23 protein-coding genes are annotated in these 23,381 nt (G+C 65.1%); 9 read left to right on the top strand and 14 right to left on the bottom strand.

From position 1 onward, the window contains the following. Complete coding sequence (gene rplS, locus ASE72_RS01145; RefSeq protein ID WP_056015633.1) at positions 1-393, top strand: 50S ribosomal protein L19; 393 nt, start codon at positions 1-3, stop codon at positions 391-393. 235 nt (positions 394-628) lie between these two features. Here rplS and ASE72_RS20590 read toward each other — a convergent pair whose 3' ends face one another. The 7 genes from ASE72_RS20590 to ASE72_RS01110 all read right to left on the bottom strand — a co-directional run bounded on the left by ASE72_RS20590 (position 629) and on the right by ASE72_RS01110 (position 8,171). Next, complete coding sequence (locus ASE72_RS20590) at positions 629-1,111, bottom strand: hypothetical protein (protein WP_056015632.1); 483 nt, start codon at positions 1,109-1,111, stop codon at positions 629-631. A gap of 95 nt (positions 1,112-1,206) precedes the next feature. Continuing rightward, positions 1,207-1,581 carry a hypothetical protein gene (locus ASE72_RS01135; protein ID WP_056015630.1) on the bottom strand — a complete coding sequence of 125 codons (375 nt, stop codon included), beginning with the start codon at positions 1,579-1,581 and terminating at the stop codon, positions 1,207-1,209. A gap of 74 nt (positions 1,582-1,655) precedes the next feature. Further along, complete coding sequence (locus ASE72_RS01130; RefSeq protein ID WP_156350038.1) at positions 1,656-1,901, bottom strand: hypothetical protein; 246 nt, start codon at positions 1,899-1,901, stop codon at positions 1,656-1,658. A 340-nt stretch (positions 1,902-2,241) separates the two neighbouring features. Further along, the gene (locus ASE72_RS20050; RefSeq protein ID WP_156350036.1) at positions 2,242-2,811 is read right to left on the bottom strand and encodes a hypothetical protein; all 570 of its coding nucleotides are present in this window, start codon (positions 2,809-2,811) and stop codon (positions 2,242-2,244) included. A gap of 771 nt (positions 2,812-3,582) precedes the next feature. After that, entirely contained in the window at positions 3,583-5,610 is a 2,028-nt protein-coding gene (gene rpoD / locus ASE72_RS01120; protein ID WP_056015625.1) for an RNA polymerase sigma factor RpoD, read from the bottom strand. Next, positions 5,610-7,472: a DNA primase gene (gene dnaG / locus ASE72_RS01115; RefSeq protein ID WP_056015623.1), complete on the bottom strand. Its 1,863-nt coding sequence runs from the start codon at positions 7,470-7,472 to the stop codon at positions 5,610-5,612. Before dnaG ends, rpoD begins: the two co-directional genes overlap by 1 nt. Before the next feature lie 246 nt (positions 7,473-7,718). Further along, positions 7,719-8,171 carry a GatB/YqeY domain-containing protein gene (locus tag ASE72_RS01110; protein WP_056015621.1) on the bottom strand — a complete coding sequence of 151 codons (453 nt, stop codon included), beginning with the start codon at positions 8,169-8,171 and terminating at the stop codon, positions 7,719-7,721. Between the two features lie 140 nt (positions 8,172-8,311). Here ASE72_RS01110 and carA point away from each other — a divergent pair, with 140 nt between their 5' ends. The 5 genes from carA to ASE72_RS01085 all read left to right on the top strand — a co-directional run bounded on the left by carA (position 8,312) and on the right by ASE72_RS01085 (position 14,868). Beyond that, positions 8,312-9,592, top strand: coding sequence for a glutamine-hydrolyzing carbamoyl-phosphate synthase small subunit (carA, locus tag ASE72_RS01105; protein WP_056015619.1), 1,281 nt, complete (start codon positions 8,312-8,314; stop codon positions 9,590-9,592). Beyond that, entirely contained in the window at positions 9,585-10,331 is a 747-nt protein-coding gene (locus ASE72_RS20045) for a hypothetical protein (protein ID WP_156350034.1), read from the top strand. Before carA ends, ASE72_RS20045 begins: the two co-directional genes overlap by 8 nt. Continuing rightward, entirely contained in the window at positions 10,331-13,663 is a 3,333-nt protein-coding gene (gene carB / locus ASE72_RS01095) for a carbamoyl-phosphate synthase large subunit (protein WP_056015616.1), read from the top strand. Before ASE72_RS20045 ends, carB begins: the two co-directional genes overlap by 1 nt. A 72-nt stretch (positions 13,664-13,735) precedes the next feature. Continuing rightward, positions 13,736-14,212 (top strand): transcription elongation factor GreA, encoded by a 477-nt coding sequence (greA, locus tag ASE72_RS01090; protein WP_056018624.1) that lies wholly within the window; start codon positions 13,736-13,738, stop codon positions 14,210-14,212. A gap of 5 nt (positions 14,213-14,217) precedes the next feature. Continuing rightward, a complete protein-coding gene (locus ASE72_RS01085; RefSeq protein ID WP_056015615.1) occupies positions 14,218-14,868 on the top strand; it encodes a rhomboid family intramembrane serine protease in 651 nt (216 codons plus the stop codon). Between the two features lie 146 nt (positions 14,869-15,014). Here ASE72_RS01085 and ASE72_RS01080 read toward each other — a convergent pair whose 3' ends face one another. The 5 genes from ASE72_RS01080 to ASE72_RS01060 all read right to left on the bottom strand — a co-directional run bounded on the left by ASE72_RS01080 (position 15,015) and on the right by ASE72_RS01060 (position 16,991). Beyond that, on the bottom strand, positions 15,015-15,248 hold the full coding sequence (locus tag ASE72_RS01080) for a DUF4170 domain-containing protein (RefSeq protein WP_056015613.1): 234 nt from the start codon (positions 15,246-15,248) through the stop codon (positions 15,015-15,017). Between the two features lie 64 nt (positions 15,249-15,312). Continuing rightward, positions 15,313-15,780, bottom strand: coding sequence for a hypothetical protein (locus ASE72_RS01075; protein WP_056015611.1), 468 nt, complete (start codon positions 15,778-15,780; stop codon positions 15,313-15,315). A gap of 73 nt (positions 15,781-15,853) precedes the next feature. Further along, positions 15,854-16,126, bottom strand: coding sequence for a hypothetical protein (locus tag ASE72_RS01070; RefSeq protein ID WP_056015609.1), 273 nt, complete (start codon positions 16,124-16,126; stop codon positions 15,854-15,856). Next, positions 16,123-16,476, bottom strand: a complete 354-nt coding sequence (locus tag ASE72_RS01065) for a phage holin family protein (protein WP_200916136.1) — start codon at positions 16,474-16,476, stop codon at positions 16,123-16,125. The genes ASE72_RS01070 and ASE72_RS01065 overlap by 4 nt, the downstream gene beginning before the upstream one ends. Positions 16,477-16,478: 2 nt before the next feature. Beyond that, positions 16,479-16,991, bottom strand: a complete 513-nt coding sequence (locus ASE72_RS01060) for a hypothetical protein (protein WP_056015605.1) — start codon at positions 16,989-16,991, stop codon at positions 16,479-16,481. A gap of 156 nt (positions 16,992-17,147) precedes the next feature. On the opposite strand from ASE72_RS01060, the gene eno reads away from it, so the two are divergent. Both eno and ASE72_RS01050 read left to right on the top strand, forming a co-directional pair. Further along, positions 17,148-18,428 (top strand): phosphopyruvate hydratase, encoded by a 1,281-nt coding sequence (eno, locus tag ASE72_RS01055; protein ID WP_056015603.1) that lies wholly within the window; start codon positions 17,148-17,150, stop codon positions 18,426-18,428. A 24-nt stretch (positions 18,429-18,452) separates the two neighbouring features. Beyond that, complete coding sequence (locus tag ASE72_RS01050) at positions 18,453-18,776, top strand: FtsB family cell division protein (protein ID WP_056015601.1); 324 nt, start codon at positions 18,453-18,455, stop codon at positions 18,774-18,776. Between the two features lie 244 nt (positions 18,777-19,020). On the opposite strand, the gene ASE72_RS01045 is transcribed toward ASE72_RS01050, so the two are convergent. Next, a complete protein-coding gene (locus tag ASE72_RS01045; RefSeq protein ID WP_056015599.1) occupies positions 19,021-19,845 on the bottom strand; it encodes an alpha/beta fold hydrolase in 825 nt (274 codons plus the stop codon). A gap of 128 nt (positions 19,846-19,973) precedes the next feature. Between ASE72_RS01045 and ASE72_RS01040 the strand changes: the two genes are divergently transcribed. Next, positions 19,974-21,782 (top strand): DUF885 domain-containing protein, encoded by a 1,809-nt coding sequence (locus ASE72_RS01040; protein ID WP_082445714.1) that lies wholly within the window; start codon positions 19,974-19,976, stop codon positions 21,780-21,782. Positions 21,783-21,790: 8 nt separating this feature from the next. On the opposite strand, the gene ASE72_RS01035 is transcribed toward ASE72_RS01040, so the two are convergent. After that, positions 21,791-23,206 (bottom strand): MFS transporter, encoded by a 1,416-nt coding sequence (locus ASE72_RS01035; RefSeq protein WP_056015597.1) that lies wholly within the window; start codon positions 23,204-23,206, stop codon positions 21,791-21,793. Positions 23,207-23,381 lie beyond the last annotated feature (175 nt).

The following is a 23,381-nucleotide window of genomic DNA, read 5'->3' as shown; positions in this document are numbered from 1 at the left end:
ATGAACCTGTTGCAGACGATCGAAGCCGAGAACATCGCGAAGTTCCTGGCCAACAAGACGATCCCCGATTTCCGTCCCGGCGATACGCTGAAGGTCGGCGTGAAGGTCGTCGAAGGCGAGCGCACGCGTATTCAGAACTATGAGGGCGTGTGCATCGCGCGCTCGAACAAGGGCATGGGCAGCAACTTCACCGTGCGCAAGATCAGCTTCGGCGAGGGCGTCGAGCGCGTCTTCCCGCTGTACTCGCCCAACATCGATTCGATCGAAGTCGTCCGCAAGGGCGCGGTGCGTCGCGCCAAGCTGTATTACCTGCGTGGTCGTACCGGCAAGTCGGCGCGTATCGCCGAGCGCCGCGACAACCGTCCGGCCAAGGGCACCGCAGCCGCCGAGTAATCGCGCGGCCCGGTACGCCGGGTTTGACAGGGAAAAGGGCGCGGGGGCGTTGGTCCCCGCGCCCTTTTTCGTGCGCGCCGTCCGTGCGGGTCGGCCCCATCGAGACGGCCGAGTCGAGGAGGTTGAGGCGCCGGCGCCGGTTTGGTGCTGCTTGCCCCGGATAATGCGGCGCGGCAACGGGACCGGCGCGATGTAGACAGCGATGGTCCTTCCAACGCGCCCCTGCGCAGCGCCGTCAGGCGGGAAGTGCGGCGTCCGCTCTCGACGTGGCGGCGGAGGCCGCAGGGGCGGCGGGAGCGGCGGGAGCGGCCGGTGTCGCCGTGGAGGCTGGCACGGGCGCGGGATCAGGGTCGGGGGCCATCAGCCAGTGCTCGGCGTCCTCGAGCGAGCCGAAATAGTGCGCCGCGCGGCTGTCGGCGGCGCGCTGGATCTGCATCCGCGCGAGCGACTGCGGGACGACGAAGGCGAGCCGGCGCGAGGCCCTGGCGGGATCGACGAGGACAGCGCGGAACGCAGCGACGCTGTCCTGTGCCTGGATATCCATCGCGCGGATGTCGATCAGCGTGACCTGCTGGTTCGCGCCGCAGGTCAGCAGGCGGTGCGCCTCGTTGCGGGCCGCGACGAACCGCGCGATGTCCGCGGGCTCGAAGAACCCGGCCATGGTGATGACGACAAGGCTGCGCGGGACGTCGACCCGGATGGAGAAGTGCGCTTTCATCGCCGTATCATAGCGGCCCCGACACCATAGGCGGCACGGCCGCGAGCCATTTTTTGCGCGTCCCCGGCGCGTGCCGGCCGGTCTTGCGGGGCGGGCTAGGGAGCCGGGGTAGCGGGAGGCGGAGCGCCGGGCAGGGCGGGGTCCGCATCCACGGCGAAGAGCCAGGTTTCGGCGGCCTCGACGGTGTCGAAATAGCCGGCGTCGCTGCGTTCGGTGAGGCGGCGGATCTGCATCCGCGCAAGTGCGGCATCGACGACATAGGCGAGCCGGCGCGAGCGGGCGGCGGGGTTGTCGAGCATCGCGGTAAACGCGGCGACCGCGTCCTGCGACTGGATCTGCACCCCGCGCGTGTCGCACAGCGTGACGTGTGGCGGCGCCCCCGCCTGGCGCTTCAACACCGCGATCTCCGCCGCGACGGTGGCGGCGAACGCCGCGACGTCGTCGACCGTGAAGAAGCCCGAGATCTTCATGCGGAGACAATTCCGCTGCGGCTCTGCCGCGACTATCCATGACGCCTTCATGGGGGGAGCGTAACAGTCGAGGTTTAACGGGGGGTTACGTCGCTATCCTGCGCGGAAGGCCGTGCGCTCGTAGCACTGTCGCCCGACATGTCGCGAAACGCCGCGGCGCACGCCGATGCGATCAGGAACAGCGGGAGCACCCACCAGGGCGGGCCTGCAACCTTGTGCATGAGGATCGCGAGGAGCCCGGTGGCGGCGAGATAGCTTCCGACGACCCAGACCACCTGTTCCAGAAACATGCGGATCCGGGGATTGAGCTTGTGAAACATAAACGGGGCCTGCTGGTCGTTGGGTCTCCGCATGACCACTATGCGGGGATGCGCCAGCGAGCAACCGGGCGGGCAATTCCTTGTGCCGGCACGATATCCGTGTCGAGGTTGGATCCCTGCGCATGATCCTGAACGTCTTGGGCCAAGCGTGCGCTCGTCACATCGACGAACTACGCCAGCGTCGCGGGCGGCGTCGGCGAGCCCCCGTCGGTGAATTGACTGAGGACGTCGTAGCGGTTGTTGAAGAGGATCAGGCGGGGCTTTGAAGGAATTGTTGGCTCGGTTCGAACGTAATTCCTCCCCCTGGCGGGGGAAAATTGATAAAGATACTGCTCGGAGGCTAACCAGTTAGTGAATGCGTTATTGCTCCAACGAACTTCGCGGCGGCGGCGATAACGGCATACACCTCTGGCAGTATCCCGGTTATCTTTAGAATCAAGGCGGCACCTAGTGCCTTTCCGCTAGTTTCTAGCATGGCATCGGTGAACTTGGTGCCCCGTCCCCCGCCCCAAGTCATCGCCGTCTGCGCAAACTTTGATAGCTTGCCTTGTCCCTCTATTATAGCCTGCGTGTCAGGAGCGGGGGACTTTGCCTGTTGCTTCATCCGTTTGATGGTTACGACTAAATCGGCTAACTCTTGTCGCAATACAGGATCATAGTCCAACCCCTCGGGCGGCATGTTATGCCCGAACCGCGGCTTAGGATCATTTATAGCTGTAACCGCCGCTTCCAAAGCCGCGATAGCTGCTAGAAAGGCCTCCCGCTCGACCTCAACCTCATTTGGCCTTGTTGTTTCTGCTTGGGGGCTGGGGAGCTCATTTTTGTCGGTAAATTCATCAGGTCTCGAACGCCAGTTCGATGACGTTTCGGATAGGCGGTCGCTTATGTCTCGAATAAGCCACGGATCCATCGTTTTTCCATACCGAGACTGCAAAACTTCATAAGGCGCAATCGTATCTTGCGGCAGCCATCGGTATCTCCGCGTTATGCCAGCCGCGCGTTCAGCCTCGGGATCATAAAACAGGTCGTTAAACCAAGCGTAGGCCTCCGCCTCAAGTTGCTGCTCGTCATGCCAATAGGGGCTACGGCCAGGAGGGTCCAACGTCTGCTTCCAATCTTGGTGGTTGGGAATCGTCCGGTGTACTGGCGGTATAATGCTTTTGAGTACCTAATACGCTCACGACGTGAAACCGCTATGGTTATGCGAGGGTGTCCTACGACGAAGTCAGGCGCGGTTAATCTCCATGCGGCCCTCGATGGCTGCCACCATTATGACACGCCTAGTGCGGCTTGGATAACGCACGTGGTTCTCCATACCCGCAGGACGTATCACTATCGCCAAACAATCAGCCATCGGCTCCGTACAGCAAGGTCTGCCGAGGCTGTGAGAAGCGCCGACGGGCCGAGGGTGGCGGTAACCTCATGCAAGTTTGTGCGGCTGCTTTCGGGGATTATCCCTTTCGGCCAAATCAAACTTGTTTCCCCGCGTAGGCGGGGATCCAGACTGGGCTCCCGCCTTCGCGGGAGAACAGGGAAGGGCGGGTGTCTTGCGAACGCCGGCTCGTCGTTGTTCGGGGGATATCGGAGCCGATGCTTTCTCGCATTGACCCCGGTACAATAACGAAAAAGGCCGCGGTGTTTCCACCGCGGCCCGTTCGTTTGATCAGATATTCCGCAACCCTTACTGGTCGAGGAAGCTCCGCATTTTCCGGCTCCGGCTCGGATGCTTCAGCTTGCGCAGCGCCTTCGCCTCGATCTGGCGGATGCGCTCACGGGTCACGCTGAACTGCTGGCCGACTTCCTCGAGCGTGTGATCGGTGTTCATGCCGATGCCGAACCGCATCCGCAGAACGCGTTCCTCACGCGGGGTGAGGCTCGCCAGCACGCGCGTGACGGTTTCCTTGAGGTTCGCCTGGATCGCGGCATCGACCGGGATGATCGCGTTCTTGTCCTCGATGAAGTCGCCGAGGTGGCTATCCTCCTCGTCGCCGATCGGCGTTTCGAGACTGATCGGCTCCTTGGCGATCTTCATCACCTTGCGGACCTTCTCGAGCGGCATGGAGAGGCGTTCGGCCATCTCCTCCGGGGTCGGCTCGCGGCCCTGCTCGTGGAGGAACTGGCGGCTGGTGCGGACCAGCTTGTTGATCGTCTCGATCATGTGGACCGGGATGCGGATCGTGCGGGCCTGATCGGCGATCGAGCGGGTGATCGCCTGGCGGATCCACCAGGTCGCATAGGTGCTGAACTTGTAGCCGCGGCGATACTCGAACTTGTCGACCGCCTTCATCAGGCCGATATTGCCCTCCTGGATGAGATCCAGGAACTGAAGACCGCGGTTCGTGTATTTCTTGGCGATCGAGATCACGAGACGCAGGTTCGCCTCGACCATTTCCTTCTTGGCGATACGCGCCTCGCGCTCGCCTTTCTGGACCATGTTGACGATCCGGCGGAACTCGGTGAGCGCCATGCCGGTCTGCTGCGTGATGTCGGCGATCTCGGCGCGGATGCGCTCGACCGCCTCGCTCTCGTTGGCGACGAACGCGGTCCACTTCTTGTCGACCTTGTTGACCGTCGCCAGCCAGTTCTCGTCGATCTCGTGACCGATATAGCGATCGAGGAAGTCCTTGCGCGGCACCTTATGGCGCTCGGCGAGGCGCAGCATCTGGCCGCCGAGAGCGGTCAGGCGACGGTTATAGGCATAGAGCTGATCGACGAGATATTCGATCTTGGCGTTGTGAAACTGGACGCTCTCGACTTCCGCCGTGAGTTCCTCGCGCAGCTTCTGATACTTGCGCTCGTCGGCCGCGGAAAACTCGCCGCCGATGCCCATCGCGTCGACGCGCGATTGCTGGATCTTGCTGAACTTCTTGTAGAGCGCGGTGATGTTGGCGAACCGCTCGAGCGCGATCGGCTTGAGCTGCTCTTCCATCTGCGCGAGGCTGAGGGTGTTGTCCTCCTCCTCGTCGTCCGACGCGCGCGGGGTGCGGCGCTCGCCGTCCTCGTCCTCGTCGGCGGACGGCTCTTCGGGCTCGGCCTCTTCCTTGAACGAGGGGCCGGCGTTCTTTTCGCTGATCTCGCCGTCGTCGGCCTCGCCGTCTTCGGCCATCGCCTCGGGCGCGGGGTCCTTCGAGAGCATCGCGTCGAGATCCATGATCTCGCGCAGCTGCATCGTGCCCTCGTTGAGCGCGGTCGACCAGTCGATGATCGCGTTGAAGGTGATCGGCGATTCGCACAGGCCGAGGATCATGGTGTCGCGACCCGCCTCGATCCGCTTGGCGATGGCGATCTCACCCTCGCGGCTGAGCAGCTCGACCGCGCCCATCTCGCGCAGATACATGCGGACCGGATCGTCGGTGCGATCGACGGTCTCCTTCTTCTTCTCGATCGCGGGACCCGCGTCGGCTTCCGCGTCGGCGGTCTCCGGCTCGTCGTCGTCGTCCTTGGCGGGCTCGGCCTCGCCTTCCTCGCCAGCTTCGTCGTTGTCGACGATGTTGATGCCCATCTCGCTCAGCGCGGCGCTGATGTCCTCGATCTGGTCGGACGACATCTCGCCCTGCGGCAAGGCTTCGTTGAGCTGATCATAGGTGATGTAGCCGCGCTTCTTGGCGCGCGCGATGACCTTCTTGATCGACGCATCGTTCATGTCGATCAGTGGCGCATCGCCGGTGTCGTTCGTCTCGGCGGGTTCCGCCATGTTCGCCTTAGCCATCAATCGCCCTCGGTACCCAACGCTCGGGCGTCTTCGTTCGACTGTACAAGATTTGCAAGTCGGACTTCCAACGCCTGTTTCTCTCTTACCATAGCCACTTGTCGTTCGAACGCGCTTTCGGTGAAGTGCGTCTGCATCGCCGCGGTCGCCTGTTTGAGCGCCGCATCGACCTCGGGACGCGCGACCATGATCGCGATCGCCTCGTCTAGGTCGGCGCGGACGCGGGCGGGATCGGCCGTGGTCTGCGTGAACGAGTAGGGCATCGTATCGGCTCTCAACAGGTCACTCGCGACTGAATTGAAACCGGACCTCGCCAATATGGTGAGCAAGCGGCCGCTATCAAGCTTCTGGTCCTCAAGTGCAACATCGACGACCGCCTCGAACAGCCGGCCGAGCGCGCCGTCGATGAGTTGCAGCGGGCCCAGCACCTCCATGTGGCGGGCGATCTCAACGGGATGGCGGATCAGCCCGGCGAGCACGGCCTTCGCCAGCACACGGTCGATTCCGGTGGCGAGAAACGCCTTCGCATCCTCGGTGACGGGCGCGGCGGGGGGCTTCCACCCGCCTTTCGGGCGTTCGCCGCGGGGGACGAAGGGCGCGCGGACGGGTTTGAAGTGCTTGTAGAAGCGGTCCTTGAACTCGGACTGGTATTCCTGTTTCACCGATGCGTCGGCGATGCCTTCCGCGAGCTCGTGGAGGCGGCGCTTGAGGCCGGCGCGCTGTTCGGGGGTGTCGAGTGCCTCGGCGGCGACTTCGGACGCCCAGAGGCGCTCGACGAGCGGTTCGGGGGTCTTGAGCAGCGCTTCGAAGGCGGCGGGGCCGCCCGAGCGGACGAGGTCGTCGGGATCCTGGCCTTGCGGGAGCGTGACGAAGGCGAGGCTGCGGCCTGGGGCGAGCAGGGGGAGCGCGCGGTGTGCGGCCCTGAGCGCGGCCTTCTGCCCGGCAGAGTCGCCGTCGAAGCAGAGGAGGGGGACGTCGACCATCCGCCACAGCCGTTCGAGCTGTGCCTCGGTCAGCGCGGTGCCGAGCGGGGCGACCGCTTCGCCAAACCCGGCCTGGGCGAGCGCGATGACGTCCATATAGCCTTCGACGACGAGGACGCGGCCCGATTTCCGCGACGCGGGGGCGGCGCGGTCGAGATTGTAGAGCGTGCGGCCCTTGTCGAAGAGTGGGGTGTCGGGGGAGTTGAGATATTTGGGCTCGCCGCCGTCGAGCACGCGCCCGCCGAACGCGATCGTCCGGCCGCGCGGGTCGCGGATCGGGATCATCAGCCGGCCGCGGAACCGGTCATACGGGTCCTTGCCCTCGACGTTGATCAGCATGCCGGATTCGACGAGCATCGGGTCGCCGTATGTTTTCAGCGCGGCTTTCAGCTTGCCGCGGCTGTCGGGGGCGAACCCCATGCCGAATGCGCGCGCGGTCTCGGGGGTGATACCGCGGCGGTCGAGCAGCGCACGGGCGTCGTTGCCCGCAAGGCCGTTCAACTGCTCGACGAACCAGTCGGCGGCGTCGGACATCACCTCGTGCAGGCCCTTGGCGCGTTCGGCCTTGGCGGCGGACTGGCGGTCCATCGCGGGCATGTCGAGCCCGGCGGCCTGGGCGAGCTCCTTGACCGCGTCCATGAACGGCAGGCCGCGCTGGTCGGTCATCCACTTGATCGCGTCGCCATGCGCGGAACAGCCGAAGCAGTGGTAGAAGCCCTTGTCGTCGTTGACGTAGAAGCTGGGCGTCTTCTCGTTATGGAACGGGCAGCAGCCCTTGTGCTCACGCCCGGCCTTGGTGAGCTTGGTGGTCTTGCCGATCAGCGCCGACAGCGACGTGCGGCCGCGCAGCTCGTCCAGAAATTGCGGGGTCAGGGCCATGCGCGCGAGTATAGCTCGGTATCACTATTGGGGTGATACCTGCAATCCGAAGAGGAGAAGAAGCAGGGTTTGTTCGCGCGGAGGCGCGGAGGCGCGGAGGGGGTGCGTCCGGGGCTTCTGCTGCGCGTCAGCGCAAATGTCGATCTACCCTGCCGCTGCGCGGCGACAGTGGTGCTCGCCCGCTCCCGGCGAGCGCAACACCTCCGCGTCTCCGCGTCTCCGCGCCTCCGCGCGCACAAAATCTTCTTAAGACAGCGCCGCCTTCACCAGGCCGCTTGCCTTGCTCATGTCGAGTTCGCTCGCGTGGCGCGCCTTCAGTTCGGCCATGACGCGGCCCATGTCCTTCATGCCGGTCGCGCCGAGTTCATCCTTGATCGTCAGGATCGCGGCCGTCGTTTCCGCCTCGTCCATCTGGGCTGGCAGGAATCGTTCGATCACCGCGACCTCCGCGGCCTCGGCGTCGGCGAGTTCCTGGCGGCCGCCGTTCGAAAACATTTCGATCGACTCGCGGCGCTGCTTGACCATCTTCTGGAGCACTTCGATCACCAGCGCGTCGTCGCTCTCGGGCGCCTTGCCGGTCCGCGCCTCGATGTCGCGGTTCTTGATTGCGGCCTGGATCAACGAGATGGCGTTGCGGCTCTCCTTGTCGCCGGCCTTCATCGCGGTGAGCTGCGCGGCCTTGATGTCGTCGCGAATCATATACGGGTCTTTCGGGCGGTTCGGGATAGCCGGACGCGATAGCGCGTCGAGCCAAGGTTTAACAGATTGACGCTGCGGCACGCCGGCCTTAGCGGACACCACTTAGCGACATCGTCAACGTAAAGAGAGTGCCCAGCCTGATGGCCGACGCCCAGCCTACACCCATGTCTTCGGCAAAGCCCGCCGGCGCGACCGGCGTACTCGTGCTTGCCAATGGCGACGTGATCTGGGGGCGCGGGTTCGGCGCCGAGGGCGAGGCGGTCGGCGAGGTGTGCTTCCACACCGCGATGACCGGATACCAGGAGGTGCTGACCGATCCGTCCTTCGCCGGGCAGATGATCTGCTTCACCTTTCCGCACATTGGCAACGTCGGCGCGAACCCCGACGATATCGAGGCGGACGACCCGCACGCGCTGGGCATCATCGTCCGCGAGGACGTGACGCAGCCGTCCAGCTTCCGCGCCGTCGAGGGCCTCGACGGCTGGATGAAGCGGCATGCGCGGATCGGCCTGTCGGGGATCGACACGCGCGCGCTGACGCGGCGGATCCGCGTCGGCGGCGCGCCCAACGGCGTGATCGCGCATTCGGCGAGCGGCGAATTCGACGTGGCCGCATTGCTGGCGATGGCGCGGGGCTGGCCGGGGCTCGAGGGCATGGACCTCGCCAAGGGCGTGTCGACCGAGATGCATTATGGCTGGGGCGATCAGGCGCCGGGCGGCACGTGGCGGCTTGGGTTCGGCTATGGGGAGAGCGGTGCTTCGACTGCGCTCAGCACGAACGGGGAAGGGGATGCGTCGCCCCAATCGTCCGGGTCGAGCGAAGGCGATGCCCCCGTCGCGAGCGCGGCCCGCCCGCATGTCGTCGCGATCGATTACGGCTCGAAGCGCAACATCTTCCGCAACCTCGTCGCGGCGGGCGCGAAGGTGTCCGTCGTGCCCGCCACTGCGACCTATGACGAGGTGATGGCGCTCGCCCCCGACGGCATCTTCCTGTCGAACGGCCCCGGCGATCCCGCTGCTACGGCCGAATACGCCGTGCCGGTGATCCGCCAGCTGCTCGAGACGGGCAAGCCGCTGTTCGGCATTTGCCTCGGCCATCAGCTTCTCGGCCTCGCGGTCGGCGCGACCACGACCAAGATGTTCCAGGGCCACCGCGGCGCCAACCATCCGGTCAAGCGCCTGTCCGACGGCGCGGTCGAGATCACCAGCATGAACCACGGCTTCTCGGTCGAGCGCGACAGCCTGCCGGCGAACGTCCGCGAGACGCATGTGTCGCTGTTCGACGGGTCGAATGCGGGGCTCGAGCTGACAGACAAGCCGGCGTTTTCGGTGCAGTATCATCCGGAAGCGAGCCCGGGGCCGCAGGATAGCCTGTATCTGTTCGAGCGGTTTATTAAGTTGTTGGAGGCGAAAGTTGAGTAGCGCTACAACTTACCTCACCGTGGCAGCTATGTTCGCGTTGCGAGCAGCTTCTACAACGCAAGGTATGCCGACAAATCGCGAAGATTTCGGGCAGCTTGTGGAGGATCGCTACAAGTGGAAAATCGATGCCCTTGCGACTGAAAAGGTTATCCGACAGCTAGAAGCTTGGCGGCTAATTTCAGTGATAAATGACAAATATGCCGGCGAAATGCTTCGTCTATTTGGCGCAAAGACCGATGATGCGTTGAGCTACGTATCAGAAAATGGACATCAAGCGCTCGTTTCTAACGGCCTCTCCGGTGGAGTAGAGTGGTTCAAAAAGGTGTTTGGAAGTACTGATTTTTGGGTGGACCTGCATAATGACCCGCTCGCATCAGTTGATGACGAATCTGACGCCACCGGCGTAAACCCTAGCGATGATCTTATTCCGGCGTCTGATCGTATTGTAACGCGGTCGGACAATCGGGCTGAAATAGAAGTAATGGAGTCTGACTTCCATGGACTGGTGGAGGAGCTTGACAGCAATAATGAAGTCTCCATCGCTTTGGGTGATGAAAAGGACGTTATAAATGGTGAATTGAGAACAGCAGAGACTTTGATAAGTCAACCTGCTTTCCGCTTATCAAAACTTTCTTCTCTAGTTTTGCCTGCTTTGAGATATCTCGCAGAAAAATTTGCGTCTGGCGCAATCGGCGAGATGGCAAAAAGGCTGATCGCAGCCATCATGGGTCTTATGTAATGCCAAAACGCACCGACATCACCTCGATCCTCGTCATCGGCGCAGGACCCATCGTCATCGGCCAGGCGTGCGAGTTCGATTATTCGGGCACGCAGGCGATCAAGGCGTTGAAGGAGGAGGGTTACCGGATCGTCCTCGTCAATTCGAACCCCGCGACGATCATGACCGATCCCGAGCTGGCCGACGCGACCTATGTCGAGCCGATCACGCCCGCGATCGTCGCCAAGATCATCGAGAAGGAGCGTCCTGACGCGATCCTGCCGACGATGGGCGGCCAGACCGCGCTGAACACCGCGCTCGCGCTGTTCCATGACGGTACGCTCGAGAAGTTCGGCGTGACGATGATCGGCGCGGATGCCGATGCGATCGACATGGCGGAGGACCGGCTGAAGTTCCGCGACGCGATGGACCGGATCGGCCTGGAAAGCGCGCGCTCGGCGATCGCACATACTGTCGACGAAGCGCTGGAAGGGCTTGAAAAGACGGGGCTTCCCTCGATCATCCGGCCGAGCTTCACGATGGGGGGCTCTGGCGGCGGCATCGCGTATAATCGCGAGGAGTTCATCGCGATCGTCCGCAACGGGCTCGACCTGTCGCCGACCACCGAGGTGCTGATCGAGGAATCGCTGCTCGGCTGGAAAGAGTACGAGATGGAGGTGGTGCGCGACCGCAAGGACAACGCGATCATCATCTGCTCGATCGAGAATGTCGATCCGATGGGCGTCCATACCGGCGACTCGATCACGGTCGCGCCGGCGCTGACGCTGACCGACAAGGAATACCAGATCATGCGCAACGCATCGATCGCGGTGCTGCGGGAAATCGGTGTCGAAACAGGCGGTTCGAACGTCCAGTTCGCGGTCAATCCGAAGGACGGCCGGCTGGTCGTCATCGAGATGAACCCGCGCGTGTCGCGTTCGTCGGCGCTGGCGTCGAAGGCGACGGGCTTCCCGATCGCCAAGGTCGCGGCCAAGCTCGCGGTCGGCTACACGCTCGACGAGATCGAGAACGACATTACCGGCGCGACGCCCGCGAGCTTCGAGCCGACGATCGATTATGTCGTCACCAAGATCCCGCGCTTCGCGTTCGAGAAGTTCAAGGGTGCGTCGAGCACGCTCGGCACCGCGATGAAGTCGGTCGGCGAGGTGATGGCGATCGGCCGCAACATCCATGAATCGATGCAGAAGGCGTTGCGCGGGCTCGAGACCGGGCTGTCGGGCTTCAACCAGGTCGACCACCTCGTCGGTGCGCCGCGCGCCGAGATCGAAGCGGCGCTGGCCGTCGCGACCCCCGACCGGCTGCTGGTCGCCGCGCAGGCGTTGCGCGAGGGCTTCACCGTCGCCGAGGTACACGCGATCGCGAAGTACGATCCGTGGTTCCTCGAGCGGATCGCCGAGATCATCGCGGCCGAGGCCGAGGTGATGAAGGACGGGCTGCCGATCGACGCGACGGGGATGCGGCGTCTCAAGAGCATGGGGTTCAGCGACAAAAGGCTCGCCTGGCTCGCGCTGCAATCCGCCAATCTGCGGGGCATGAACCGCGGGATCGCGCGCGGATCGGGGCTGATCCACGAGGTCGTCAAGGCGATGACCGGCGGCGTGACCGAGGAGGAGGTGCGCCAGCATCGCCTGAAGCTCGGCGTGCGGCCGGTGTTCAAGCGGATCGACACCTGCGCGGCCGAATTCGACGCCAAGACGCCGTATATGTACTCGACCTATGAGGCGCCGAGCTTCGGCGAGCCCGAGAACGAGTCCGCGCCGACCGACCGGAAGAAGATCGTCATCCTTGGCGGCGGGCCGAACCGGATCGGGCAGGGGATCGAGTTCGATTATTGCTGCTGCCATGCATGCTTCGCGCTCGCCGATGCGGGCTATGAGACGATCATGGTCAACTGCAACCCGGAGACCGTGTCGACCGATTACGACACGTCGGACCGGTTGTATTTCGAGCCGCTGACCGCCGAGGACGTGCTCGAGATCCTGCATGTCGAGGCGTCGAAAGGCGAACTGGTCGGCGTGATCGTGCAGTTCGGCGGGCAGACTCCGCTGAACCTCGCGCGCGCGCTCGAAGCCGCCGGGATCCCGATCCTGGGGACGACGCCCGACGCGATCGATCTGGCGGAGGACCGCGAGCGGTTCGCGGCGCTGATCACCAAGCTCGGTCTGCTCCAGCCCGCCAACGGGCTCGCGCGCAGCCGCGACGAGGCGGTCGCTGCCGCCGAGCGGATCGGCTATCCGGTGCTGATGCGGCCGAGCTATGTGCTAGGGGGGCGGGCGATGGAGATCGTCGATACGCTCGGGCAGCTCGACGATTACATCACCACCGCGGTGCAGGTGTCGGGCGACTCGCCGGTGCTGATCGACCAGTATCTGCGCGATGCGATCGAGGTCGATGTCGACGCGATCTGCGACGGGACCGATGTCGTCGTCGCGGGTGTGCTGCAGCACATCGAGGAGGCGGGCGTCCATTCGGGCGACAGCGCCTGCTCGATCCCGCCTTACTCGCTGTCCGCGGAGATTATCGCCGAGATCGAACGGCAGACGGTGGCGCTGGCGCATGCGCTGTCGGTCGTCGGGCTGATGAACATCCAGTTCGCGGTGAAGGACGGGCTGGTCTACCTCATCGAGGTCAATCCGCGTGCGTCGCGCACCGTGCCGTTCGTCGCCAAGGCGATCGGCGTGCCCATCGCCAAGATCGCGTCGCGCGTGATGGCGGGCGAGAAGCTCAAGGACCTGCCGCCGATCGACCGCCATATTCCCTATTATGCTGTCAAGGAGGCGGTGTTCCCGTTCAACAAGTTCCCGGGCGTCGATCCGGTGTTGTCACCGGAAATGAAGTCCACCGGCGAAGTCATGGGAATTGATCCCGATTTCACGACGGCCTTCGCCAAGGCGCAGCTCGGGGCGGGGACCATCCTGCCGACGAGCGGCAACGTGTTCGTCAGCGTGAAGGACGGCGACAAGGCGATGATCGTCGAGGCGGTCAAGGCGCTGATCGACACGGGCTTTGCGATCGTCGCGACGGGCGGCACCGCGGATTACCTCGCGCGCGCGGGGCTCCCGGTCGAAAAGGTCAACAAGGTCGCGCAGGGGCGGCCGCACATCGTCGACCGGATCAAGGACGGCAACATCGCGCTGATCTTCAATACGACCGAGGGGTGGCAGAGCCTGAAGGACTCGCAACCGATCCGTGCGTCCGCGCTCGGGCAGCGCATCCCCTACTTCACGACCGCGCCCGCATCGCTCGAGGCGGCCAAGGCGATCGCCAAGCTTTCGACGCACAGCCTTGAAGTACGGCCCTTGCAATCCTATTATTCGCAGTCGCACAACTGATCCCGACATGAGCGTGATGTGTGGGCGGGGCCATCGCGCCCCGCGTCGGGTAATGAATTTGGGGACGAGATGATGGCGACCGTCGAAAAGATGCCGATGCTGCAGGAAGGCTATGAGACGCTGAGTGCGGATCTTAAGCGCCTGAAAGCCGAACGTCCGACGATCGTCGACGCGATCGAAGAGGCGCGCGCGCATGGCGACCTGTCGGAAAACGCGGAATATCATGCCGCGAAGGAACGCCAGGGCCAGGTCGAGGCATCGATCTCGGACATCGAGGACAAGCTGTCCCGCGCGCAGATCATCGATCCCAAGGACCTGTCGGGTGACAAGGTCGTGTTCGGCGCGACGGTCACATTGCTCGACGAGAACGACAAGCCGGTGACGTATCAGATCGTCGGTCAGACCGAGGCGAACGCCAAGACGGGCCGCATCTCGTACAATTCGCCGCTCGGGCGTGGCCTGATCGGTCGCAAGCTCGACGAGGAAGTCGAGGTCACGGTGCCCGCGGGCGATCGCTATTACGTGGTGTCGAAGATCGAGTTCATCTGATCGCCATGCCGTTTTTCGAGACGCGGGCGACGGCGATCATCGCGATCGTGACGGTCATCGTCTCGGGATTTCTGCTGGTTGCGGGGATGCTGCCCTACTGGGCGGTCAACGCGGGCTTCATTCCGCTGCGGATGGGCGAGGCCGGCGTGCCGGTCGATCACATGTTCGCGGTTCCCGCCTGGGCGACGCCGCTGACCGCGACGCTGATCCATGGCGGATGGGCTCATGTCCTGCTCAACTTGGTGATGCTCGTCTATTGCGGGCAGTTCGTCGAACGCGCGATCGGGACGCCGCAGACGGTGCTGCTGTACGTTGTGGGCGCGTATGTCGCAGCGGCGGGGCACTGGGCCTTCGATCCGCAGTCCGTTGCTCCCATGATCGGCGCCAGTGGCGCGATCTCGGCGGTCGTCGGCGCCTATGCGCTGTTGTACGGCGAGCGGCGCGCGAAAGCGATTGGTCCGGTGCCTGCTGGCGTCGTGCATGTCGCGTGGCTTGCCGCGGCATGGATCGGGATCCAACTGTTGATGGGACTGGCCGGGTTTGGCGCGTCGGTCGGTGCGAATGGGCCGATTGCGATCGGCGCGCATATCGGCGGATTTCTGGCGGGGCTAGTACTTGCGCGGCCGCTGTTGCTGTGGCGTTACCGGGCGGCCTGATCGATTACCCGGCGGGCGCGGACACGGCGTCCCGCGCCCGCCCTCCCGTCATGCGGTGGCAGACAACCTACAGATGCCGCGTTGGCCGTGTTTGGCACTGGGTCCTGACTTTCGTCAGGATGACGGGCGGGGCTTGCGGTAGTCGTTTAAGCGGCAGTGGGCGTGCTGTTGAGGTTTGGCTCGAGCATGCGGTGGAGGTGGACGACGACGAATTTCATCTCGGCGTCGTCGACCGTACGCTGCGCTGCGGCACGCCACGCCTTCTCGGCGCTGGCATAGTCGGGATAGACGCCGACGAATTCGATCTTGCTCAGATCATTAAAGTCGAGGGTGCGCGGGTCGCTGACGCGGCCGCCGAATACGAGGTGAAGCTTGCTCATGCGCTGCTGTCCTTGGGAGGGATGTCGCAGTTGCCCTAGCGTGTTCGACCCGCGCTTTGAACCCTTAGCTGGCCGGCTTTTGCGTTACGGCCTTCGCACCTGCGGTGCTCGCGGTGGTCAACGCCTTGACGACGCCTTCGACCAGACCCTTGGCCTGGCCGCGGGCATTGTCCTTGGTCAGCCCGAGCTCGCCGAGCTCCGACTGGCCCGCTGCCTTGGCAGCAGCGACGGCGGCGACGGCGGTCGCACCCAAGCGCTTGCCGAGTGGCGCGAGCAACTGCTTCTCACGCGCTGACCGCGGGATCAGCGCACCCGCGAGCGCGCCGACGGCGAGGCCGCCGACGAGAATCCCGAGCGGGTTCGATTCGAGGCTGTGGACGGTGCGCTTGGCAGTCTCGCGCGAAGCGTCGAGCGCCTCGGCGGCCTTGTCGCCCGCGTCGTGGATGACGCGCGATGCGGTTTGGCGAACGCTGTCATAGCCCTCGCGCAGACGGTTTTCGGCATCGTGGATCTTGGTATGGGCGTCGGTCATGGGACGGTCCTTCTGGTTTCCGGCGTCACGGTATCGAACGCACGCCGGTGAATAGGGTTTCGGTCGAAACCGGTCAGCGACCGCGGCGGAAAAGGCCGACGATACGGTGACGGGCGAAGAAAAGCCCGGCGACGGCCGCGGCACCCGCCGCCGACCCCGGATTGCGCCGTACCGTATCGACACCCGCGGTGAGCGCGGCGCTGCTCACGTCCGCCATATCGCGGCTGGCGTTGAGCGCGAGACGGCGCGGATTGAGCCGGTCCTGAAGCTGGCCGATCGTCATCATGACGCGCTGGCGGGCGAGGGCGGCTTCGATCTCTGCGGCGGCGACTTTGGCGGATGTCATGATACGGGCTCGCTCTTGGTCTGAAGCTTGGACTTGCCGATCATCGCGAGGATGCCGGCAAGCACCAACACAACCCCGACGACGGTGACGGTCGCCCAACCTGGCCCCACCAGCGTCGCCAGCGTCAAGATCGCACCGACCAGCAGTGCGATCAACGCGGCCAGCCCCAGCACGCCGGCGACCGCGAAGAACATCGCCGCCGACTTGTAGGCCGACGCCGTTTCGCCGAATTTCGCCTTGTAGACAGCGACTTCCGCGCCCGCGAGTGCACGGGTCTCCGCGGCGAGACGCCCGACGACTTCGGTCAGGCTCTCATCGTTGTCGAACGGGGACGTGACGGAGTTGTCCAAGGTCAGACCTTCGGATCGGCATCGACGCCGGACTGGACGAGGCGCGCGACGACGAACCCAACCGCCGCGGCCGCGCCGATCGCGATTGCCGGCGACTTGCGAACCAGCGCGGTCGCGTCTTCGATCAGCGCGTCGATGTCCTTGGCCTTCACCTGATCGGCAAAGCCCGACACGCTGTCGGCTGCGGTGCGCGCATAGCCGCCATATTGTGCGCCGAGCTTGTCGTCGACCTGGCCCGCCGCGTCGGTCAGAAGCTGCGCGATCTGGTCGAGCGCTTCGCCCGCACGCGTCTTGCCGTCCTCGGCGAAGCTGCGCGCCTTGTCCGCGGCCTGCTGGCCATATTTGCCGGCATTGTCCTTGAGCGCCTGCTTTGCGTCGGTGACGGTATTTGCGAGAGCCGTGCCATCCGACGTCGTGGCGGTCTGCGTGGCGCCCTTTACCGGCGTTGTGGCGGTGGCAGTGCTGGCGGCGTTGAAGTCGGCATTGCCCATTGGCTGTGCGTCGGTATCGGCCATGACGGTCCCTTTCGAATTGTTACGGTCTCAACACCGGCGCGATGGCACGGTTCCGCCTTGCCGGCCCGATTGCCCGATAAGTCGCGAGGCGATAGAGGCAACGCGAACGACCCCGGGTGATCGGATCAGCCTGGGAATTTGTAGGAGCATCGTTACATGACCGCAATCATCGACCTTCATGCACGCCAGATCCTCGACAGCCGTGGCAATCCGACCGTCGAAGTCGACGTGCTGCTTGAGGACGGCAGCTTCGGTCGCGCGGCGGTGCCGTCGGGCGCATCGACCGGCGCGCACGAGGCGGTCGAGCGTCGCGACGGCGACAAGACGCGCTGGGGCGGCAAGGGCGTCGACGGTGCGGTCGACGCGGTCAACGACGAGATCACCGACACCGTGCTCGGCATGGACGCGGAGGACCAGTCGGATCTCGACCGCGCGATGATCGAACTCGACGGCACCGAGAACAAGGGCCGGCTGGGCGCGAACGCGATCCTCGGCGTCAGCCTCGCGGTCGCCAAGGCGGCGGCGGAAGCGCGCGGCCTGCCGCTGTACCGCTATGTCGGCGGCGTGCAGGCGCATCTGTTGCCGGTGCCGATGATGAACATCATTAATGGCGGCGAGCATGCCGACAACCCGATCGATTTCCAGGAATTCATGATCGTGCCGGTCGGCGCGTCGAACATCCTCGAGGCGGTGCGCTGCGGCTCGGAGATCTTCCACACGCTCAAGAAGGGCCTGAGCGAGAAGGGCCTGTCGACCAGCGTCGGCGACGAGGGCGGTTTCGCGCCGAACATCGGCAGCACGACCGAGGCGCTCGACTTCATCATGTCGAGCATCGAGAAGGCTGGCTACAAGCCCGGCGAGGACGTGATGCTCGCGCTCGATTGCGCCGCGACCGAATTCTACAAGAACGGCAAGTACGACATTTCGGGCGAGGGCCGGATCCTCGAGAGCGCCGAGATGGCCGAGTATCTCGCCGACCTGACGCGCCGCTATCCGATCTTCTCGATCGAGGACGGCATGGGCGAGGACGATTGGGAGGGCTGGAAGACGCTCACCGACCTGATTGGCGACAAGGTCCAGCTGGTCGGCGACGACCTGTTCGTGACCAACCCGAAGCGCCTCAAGCGCGGGATCGACGGCGGCTATGCCAACTCGCTCCTGGTGAAGGTCAACCAGATCGGCACGCTGACCGAGACGCTGGAAGCCGTGTCGATGGCACAGCGCGCCAAGTATACCGCGGTGATGTCGCATCGCTCGGGCGAGACCGAGGATGCGACGATTGCCGACCTCGCGGTCGCGACCAATTGCGGGCAGATCAAGACGGGCAGCCTCGCGCGGTCGGACCGGCTCGCCAAGTACAACCAGCTGATCCGGATCGAGGAAGAGCTGGGCGACGCGGCGCGCTATGCGGGTCGCGACATCCTGATCGGGCGTTGATAGGCTAGGCGCAGGAGAACCGACATGGCGCGCGTGACCAAGACGAGCAAGCTGCGGCGGACGATGCGCAAGGCCGCATGGCCCGCGCTGGGGCTGACGCTGATGGCGTTCTTCGGCGCGTACGCCGTGCTCGGGCCGAACGGCATGTTCGCCTATGGCGACTATAAGCGGCAGCTCGCCAAGCGCGAGCGCGACTATGCCGCACTCGACCGGAAGCGCGAGATCCTGAAGAACCGCGTCGCGCTGCTCGATCCCGATCATGCCAATCCGGACATGGTCGACGAGATGGTGCGCAAGGAGCTCAACGTGGCGCATCCGGATGAGGTGATCGTTCCGCTGGGGAACTGACGATCGTGCCGGTCTGGATTTGATCTGGCGGCCGGGGGCGGTTGCGGTATCGCTCGGGGCTCTGGGTCCTGACTTTCGTCAGGATGACAGACGGGGGCCCTGTTGGCGCCTTGATCGTCCCGCAGGAACTTACCATCCGTCATCCTGGACTTGATCCAGGATCCAGAGCCACTGGCGGTATCGCTTGGGGCTCTGGATCCTGACTTTCGTCAGGATGACGGGGGTTTAGTGATCGACGACGGAATTACCGGCCGAGGAACGTCAGCAGGTCGTTGGTGAAACGCTCGCTTTCCGTCAGGGTGAGGCCGTGGGGGGCGCCGTCATATTCGACGAGCTGCGAGCCTGCGATGCCCTTGGCGGCGGCGCGGCCGGTGGCATCGATCGGCACGGTCTTGTCGCTGGTGCCGTGGACGATCAGCGTGGGTATGCGGAACGCCGCGAGATCCTGGCGGAAATCGGTGTGGCCGAACGATTCGGCACAGGCGAGCGTGGGCTTGAGCCCGGCCTGCATCGCCAGACCCCAGACCCAGTCGACGACCTCGTCGCTGACCGGCGAGGTGATGAACCCGACGCCGAGGAACTGCTGCAGGAACGTCTTGAAGAAGGCCGGACGGTCCTCCTCGATACCGGCACCGATGCTGGCGAGCGTCTCGGCGGGGACGCCGTCGGGATTGTCATCGGTCTTGAGCATGTACGGGACGACCGAGGCGATCAGCCCGGCGGCGACCACGCCCTTGCCGTCATAGCGGCTCATGTAGCGCGCGACCTCGCCGCCGCCCATCGAGAAGCCGACGATCGTCGCATCGTCCTGCGCACCCGTGGCCTCGAGCACGTCGGCAAGATCGTCGGTCAGCGTGTCATAGTCATAGCCCGACCAGGGCTGGCCCGAGCGACCGAACCCGCGGCGGTCATACGCGATCGCGCGGAACCCGGCATTGGCGAGCGCCATCGCCTGCGCATCCCAGCTGTCGGCGTTGAGCGGCCAGCCATGCAAAAGGACGACGGGGCGCCCGCTGCCCCAATCCTTGACGTAAATATCCGTGCCATCACGTGTTTTTATAAAGGGCATGATACTCTCCAAGATAGATCGGGCGTATTTGGACGTAACGGGTGGAGTCATCCCCCGTTCCCGCTCTAGCGCCGACGCGTTTCGACTGGCAGCATCGGCCGACCGGTTGGGCGTGAAGGGGGAGAGGCATGCGGACCACGCGTCTGGCTACGGTCGCGACCATCTGGGTCACGCTGTCGCTGGGTTCGTGTGATTTCGACAGGACCGCTTCGGAGCGGGCTTCGCGTGCGGCGAGGGGTCGGGCGGGGGCGCTGGCTGGGGGGCAGGCGGGGGGCGAGACGCGCGCGCGACCGCAGGTGCGGCACAACCGGGACTGGGCCGCGTTCCGCGACCGCTTCGTCGAGGACTGGTTCCGGATCGACCCGGCCTATGCGGTGTTCCAGGGGCGCCACGATTTCGATGGCGGGCTTTCCGACTGGAGCGCGGCAGGGCTCGCACGGCAGGCGGCGTTCCTTCATGCGGCAATCGCGCGTGCGCGGGACTTTGGCGACGCTGCACTGAATTCCGACGAACGGTTCGAGCGCGACTATCTGGTGATGGTCGCACGCGGCAAGCTGTTCTGGCTCGAGGATGCGGATCAGCCGCATCGCAATCCGGCCTGGTACGTGACCGGCGGGCTCGATCCGAACGTGTATGTCATGCGCGCCTATGCCAGTCCGGTAATCCGGATGAAGGCGCTGACTCGCCTGCTGCGACGGATCCCGGTCGCGGCGGCGAACATCAGGGCGAATCTCCGGACGCCGATGCCGCGCAGCTTCGTCGATTACGGCGCGACCGCGTTCAACGGCTTTGCCGCCTATTACATGGACGATTCGGTCAAGGCGTTCGCGGAGGTCGACGACGAGCGGTTGCAGCGCGAGCTGGCGGATGCGGCGATGACGGCGTCGGAGGCGATGCGCGACCTCGGGCGGTGGATGGAGGCGCAGCGATCGACCGCGACCGAGGCGTTCGCGCTGGGCGACCGCCGCTTCGCGCGGATGATCGCGGCGACCGAGGGGGTGGATACGCCGCTCGACCAGCTTGAGACCGCCGGGCGCGCGGACCTCGCGCGCAATCAGCTGGCGCTGGAGGTCGCCTGCCGCACGTTCGCGCGCGGCCAATCGATCGCTGCGTGCATGGCGAAAATGGCGGCGGACAAGCCGGTCGACGGACCCGTGGCGGAAGCGCGGCGGCAGATCCCGCTGTTGCAGTCGTTCATCCAGTATCGTGACCTGCTGACGATCCCCGGGCCCGAGCGGGCGCTGGTCGAGGAAAGCCCGCCCTATAGCCGGCAGAATCTCGCCTATATCGATCCGCCGGGGCCGTTCGACCGCGGCGTGCCTTCAGTCTATTACATCTCGCCGCCCGATCCGCGCTGGACGCCTGCGGTCCAGGCGGCGTTCGTGCCCGGCCGCGACGACCTGATGTTCACCTCGATCCATGAGGCGATGCCGGGGCATTTCGTTCAGTTCCTCCACTCCAACCGGTCGCCGTCGCTGATCGGGCGGGTGTTCGTCGGCTATGCATTTGCCGAGGGCTGGGCGCATTATGCCGAGGAGATGATGTGGGAGGCGGGCCTCAACGCGGGCAATCCGGAAACGCATGTCGGCCAGTTGTCGAACGCCTTGCTGCGCGACTGCCGGTTTCTCGCGGCGATCGGCCTGCACACGCGCGGCATGACGCAGGCGCAGGCGTTCCGGCTGTTTGTCGACCAATGCCACCAGGACGAGGGCAATGCGCGGCAACAGGCGCTGCGCGGGACATATGATCCGGCCTATCTGAACTACACGATGGGCAAGCTGCTGATCCGACGGCTGCGCGCCGACTGGACCGCACCGCGCGGGGGGCGACGCGCGTGGAAGGCGTTCCACGACCAGCTGCTGAGCTATGGCGGGCCGCCGATCCCGCTCGTCCGGCAGCGGATGATGAACGAGCCGCGCCCGGTCGCGGTGTTCTGAGCCGCGGGTCAGCGCGCCTGCGACGCGGGCTGGACGTCGCGCGTCTCGTCGGTCGGGGGATTACGGATCGAGGGGCGCAGGCGGGACAGGCTGCACAGCCCTGCGACGAGCGCGAACCCGGCGGCGACGAGCGGCGGCGTCGCGCCCGCACCGATCCCGAGCGCGAGCAGCGCGGCGACGAGCGTCGCGCCCGTCGTCTGCCCGACCAGCCGCACAGTCGAAACCAGCCCGCCTGCCGCCGCGGCGCGGTCGCGTGGTGCGGACCCGATGATCAGCCGCGCGTTGGGCGGCAGGAACATCCCGAACCCCGACCCGCACAGCGCCATCCGCCACGCGACGTCGAAATAGCTCGGGTCGGCGGGCATGAACGCGATCAGCAGCAGCGCGGCGATCGATATCGCCATGCCGATCCCGCCGAGGATCCCCGCGGGATAGCGATCGGACAGCCAGCCGGCGAGCGGCGCGACGATCATGTTGGTCAGCGGCCAAGGGGCGATCGCGGCGCCGACCTCCGCTGCGGAAAAGCCATAGCCGTGCGTCAGGCGGAACGGCGTCGACAGCAACAGCGTCATCGATGCGATGAACGCGGTATAGGCCCCGACGGCGGACAGCGCGAGCACGGGCCGCGCGAGCAGGTCGATCGGCAGGATCGGCTTGGTCTCCGCACGCTCGCGACGGACGAACACCCAGCCGATCGCGATGCCGGTCAGGACGATCGCCGCCGAGACGACCGGGCTGTCGCCGTGGACGCCGCTTTCCGCACCGCCGATAACGAGGCCGAACATCGCCGCGCACATGATCGCGCCGACCACGTCGAACGGCTCGTCGCGCTTGCGCGGCTCGGGCAGCGACCGGCCGAGGACGAGGCTGATGATCGCGAACGGCACCGCGCTGGCAAAGACCCACGGCCAGGGCGCGATCGCGAGGACGAGCCCGCCGATCGTCGGGGCAAGCGCGGCCGAGCTCGACACCACGACCGAATTGATCCCGAGCCCGCGGCCAAGCTGCCTTGCCGGATAGATCGACCGGATCAGCGCGGACGAGACGCTGAGCGCCGCGGCGGCGCCGAGCGCCTGGACCGCGCGGACGACGAGCAGGAACGGCAGGCTCTTGGCAAAGAAGCACAGGATCGTCGCGACGGTGAAGACGAGCTGGCCATATTGGTACATCCGCTTGAGCCCGATCCGGTCGCCCAGACCCGAGAAGGGGAGCAGCGCCATCGCCAGGATCAGCTGATAGACGGTGACCACGGTCACGACGGCGCTGCTGCCGACGTTCAGATCGCGCGCGATCGTCGGCAGTGCGACATTGGCGACACCGCCATCGATGATCGTCAGCGCGGTGCCCGCGGAGATTGCCGCGACCGCGAGGAATCGGCGGGGTTTGGGAAGGCCATCGACGGCCGAGATCTGGTCGGGCTGCATTGCAGAGCGCGATAGACCGCGGCATGTACCTCGCTCAAGGCTTTCGGGGCCAAGCCCTTCGGGACCAGGCGCTTCGGGGCCAAGCTTTTAGCGGGAGATAAGACGATGCGGGTTGTGGCCACGGCACTAGCGGCGACGATCCTGGCGGGATCCGTCGGGGTTGCAGGAGGCGATG

This window comes from Sphingomonas sp. Leaf20 (assembly GCF_001421535.1).
GTDB lineage: Bacteria > Pseudomonadota > Alphaproteobacteria > Sphingomonadales > Sphingomonadaceae > Sphingomonas.
Note: the sequence above shows the minus strand (reverse complement) of the source record. Positions and strands in the feature narration are given on the sequence as shown.

What these genes read in the sequence shown, in the direction of transcription:
- dnaG (WP_056015623.1), bottom strand. Translation starts at nt 7,472, where the DNA reads ATGGCCCTGACCCCGCAATTTCTGGACGAGCTGCGCGGCCGCACGTCG.
- ASE72_RS20590 (WP_056015632.1), bottom strand. Translation starts at nt 1,111, where the DNA reads ATGAAAGCGCACTTCTCCATCCGGGTCGACGTCCCGCGCAGCCTTGTC.
- ASE72_RS01085 (WP_056015615.1), top strand. Translation starts at nt 14,218, where the DNA reads ATGCCGTTTTTCGAGACGCGGGCGACGGCGATCATCGCGATCGTGACG.
- greA (WP_056018624.1), top strand. Translation starts at nt 13,736, where the DNA reads ATGGCGACCGTCGAAAAGATGCCGATGCTGCAGGAAGGCTATGAGACG.
- ASE72_RS01035 (WP_056015597.1), bottom strand. Translation starts at nt 23,206, where the DNA reads ATGCAGCCCGACCAGATCTCGGCCGTCGATGGCCTTCCCAAACCCCGC.
- carB (WP_056015616.1), top strand. Translation starts at nt 10,331, where the DNA reads ATGCCAAAACGCACCGACATCACCTCGATCCTCGTCATCGGCGCAGGA.
- ASE72_RS01080 (WP_056015613.1), bottom strand. Translation starts at nt 15,248, where the DNA reads ATGAGCAAGCTTCACCTCGTATTCGGCGGCCGCGTCAGCGACCCGCGC.
- ASE72_RS01060 (WP_056015605.1), bottom strand. Translation starts at nt 16,991, where the DNA reads ATGGCCGATACCGACGCACAGCCAATGGGCAATGCCGACTTCAACGCC.
- ASE72_RS01135 (WP_056015630.1), bottom strand. Translation starts at nt 1,581, where the DNA reads ATGAAGATCTCGGGCTTCTTCACGGTCGACGACGTCGCGGCGTTCGCC.
- carA (WP_056015619.1), top strand. Translation starts at nt 8,312, where the DNA reads ATGGCCGACGCCCAGCCTACACCCATGTCTTCGGCAAAGCCCGCCGGC.
- ASE72_RS01075 (WP_056015611.1), bottom strand. Translation starts at nt 15,780, where the DNA reads ATGACCGACGCCCATACCAAGATCCACGATGCCGAAAACCGTCTGCGC.
- ASE72_RS20050 (WP_156350036.1), bottom strand. Translation starts at nt 2,811, where the DNA reads ATGGATCCGTGGCTTATTCGAGACATAAGCGACCGCCTATCCGAAACG.
- ASE72_RS01110 (WP_056015621.1), bottom strand. Translation starts at nt 8,171, where the DNA reads ATGATTCGCGACGACATCAAGGCCGCGCAGCTCACCGCGATGAAGGCC.
- rpoD (WP_056015625.1), bottom strand. Translation starts at nt 5,610, where the DNA reads ATGGCTAAGGCGAACATGGCGGAACCCGCCGAGACGAACGACACCGGC.
- rplS (WP_056015633.1), top strand. Translation starts at nt 1, where the DNA reads ATGAACCTGTTGCAGACGATCGAAGCCGAGAACATCGCGAAGTTCCTG.
- ASE72_RS01070 (WP_056015609.1), bottom strand. Translation starts at nt 16,126, where the DNA reads ATGACATCCGCCAAAGTCGCCGCCGCAGAGATCGAAGCCGCCCTCGCC.
- ASE72_RS01040 (WP_082445714.1), top strand. Translation starts at nt 19,974, where the DNA reads ATGCGGACCACGCGTCTGGCTACGGTCGCGACCATCTGGGTCACGCTG.
- eno (WP_056015603.1), top strand. Translation starts at nt 17,148, where the DNA reads ATGACCGCAATCATCGACCTTCATGCACGCCAGATCCTCGACAGCCGT.
- ASE72_RS01050 (WP_056015601.1), top strand. Translation starts at nt 18,453, where the DNA reads ATGGCGCGCGTGACCAAGACGAGCAAGCTGCGGCGGACGATGCGCAAG.
- ASE72_RS01045 (WP_056015599.1), bottom strand. Translation starts at nt 19,845, where the DNA reads ATGCCCTTTATAAAAACACGTGATGGCACGGATATTTACGTCAAGGAT.
- ASE72_RS01130 (WP_156350038.1), bottom strand. Translation starts at nt 1,901, where the DNA reads ATGTTTCACAAGCTCAATCCCCGGATCCGCATGTTTCTGGAACAGGTG.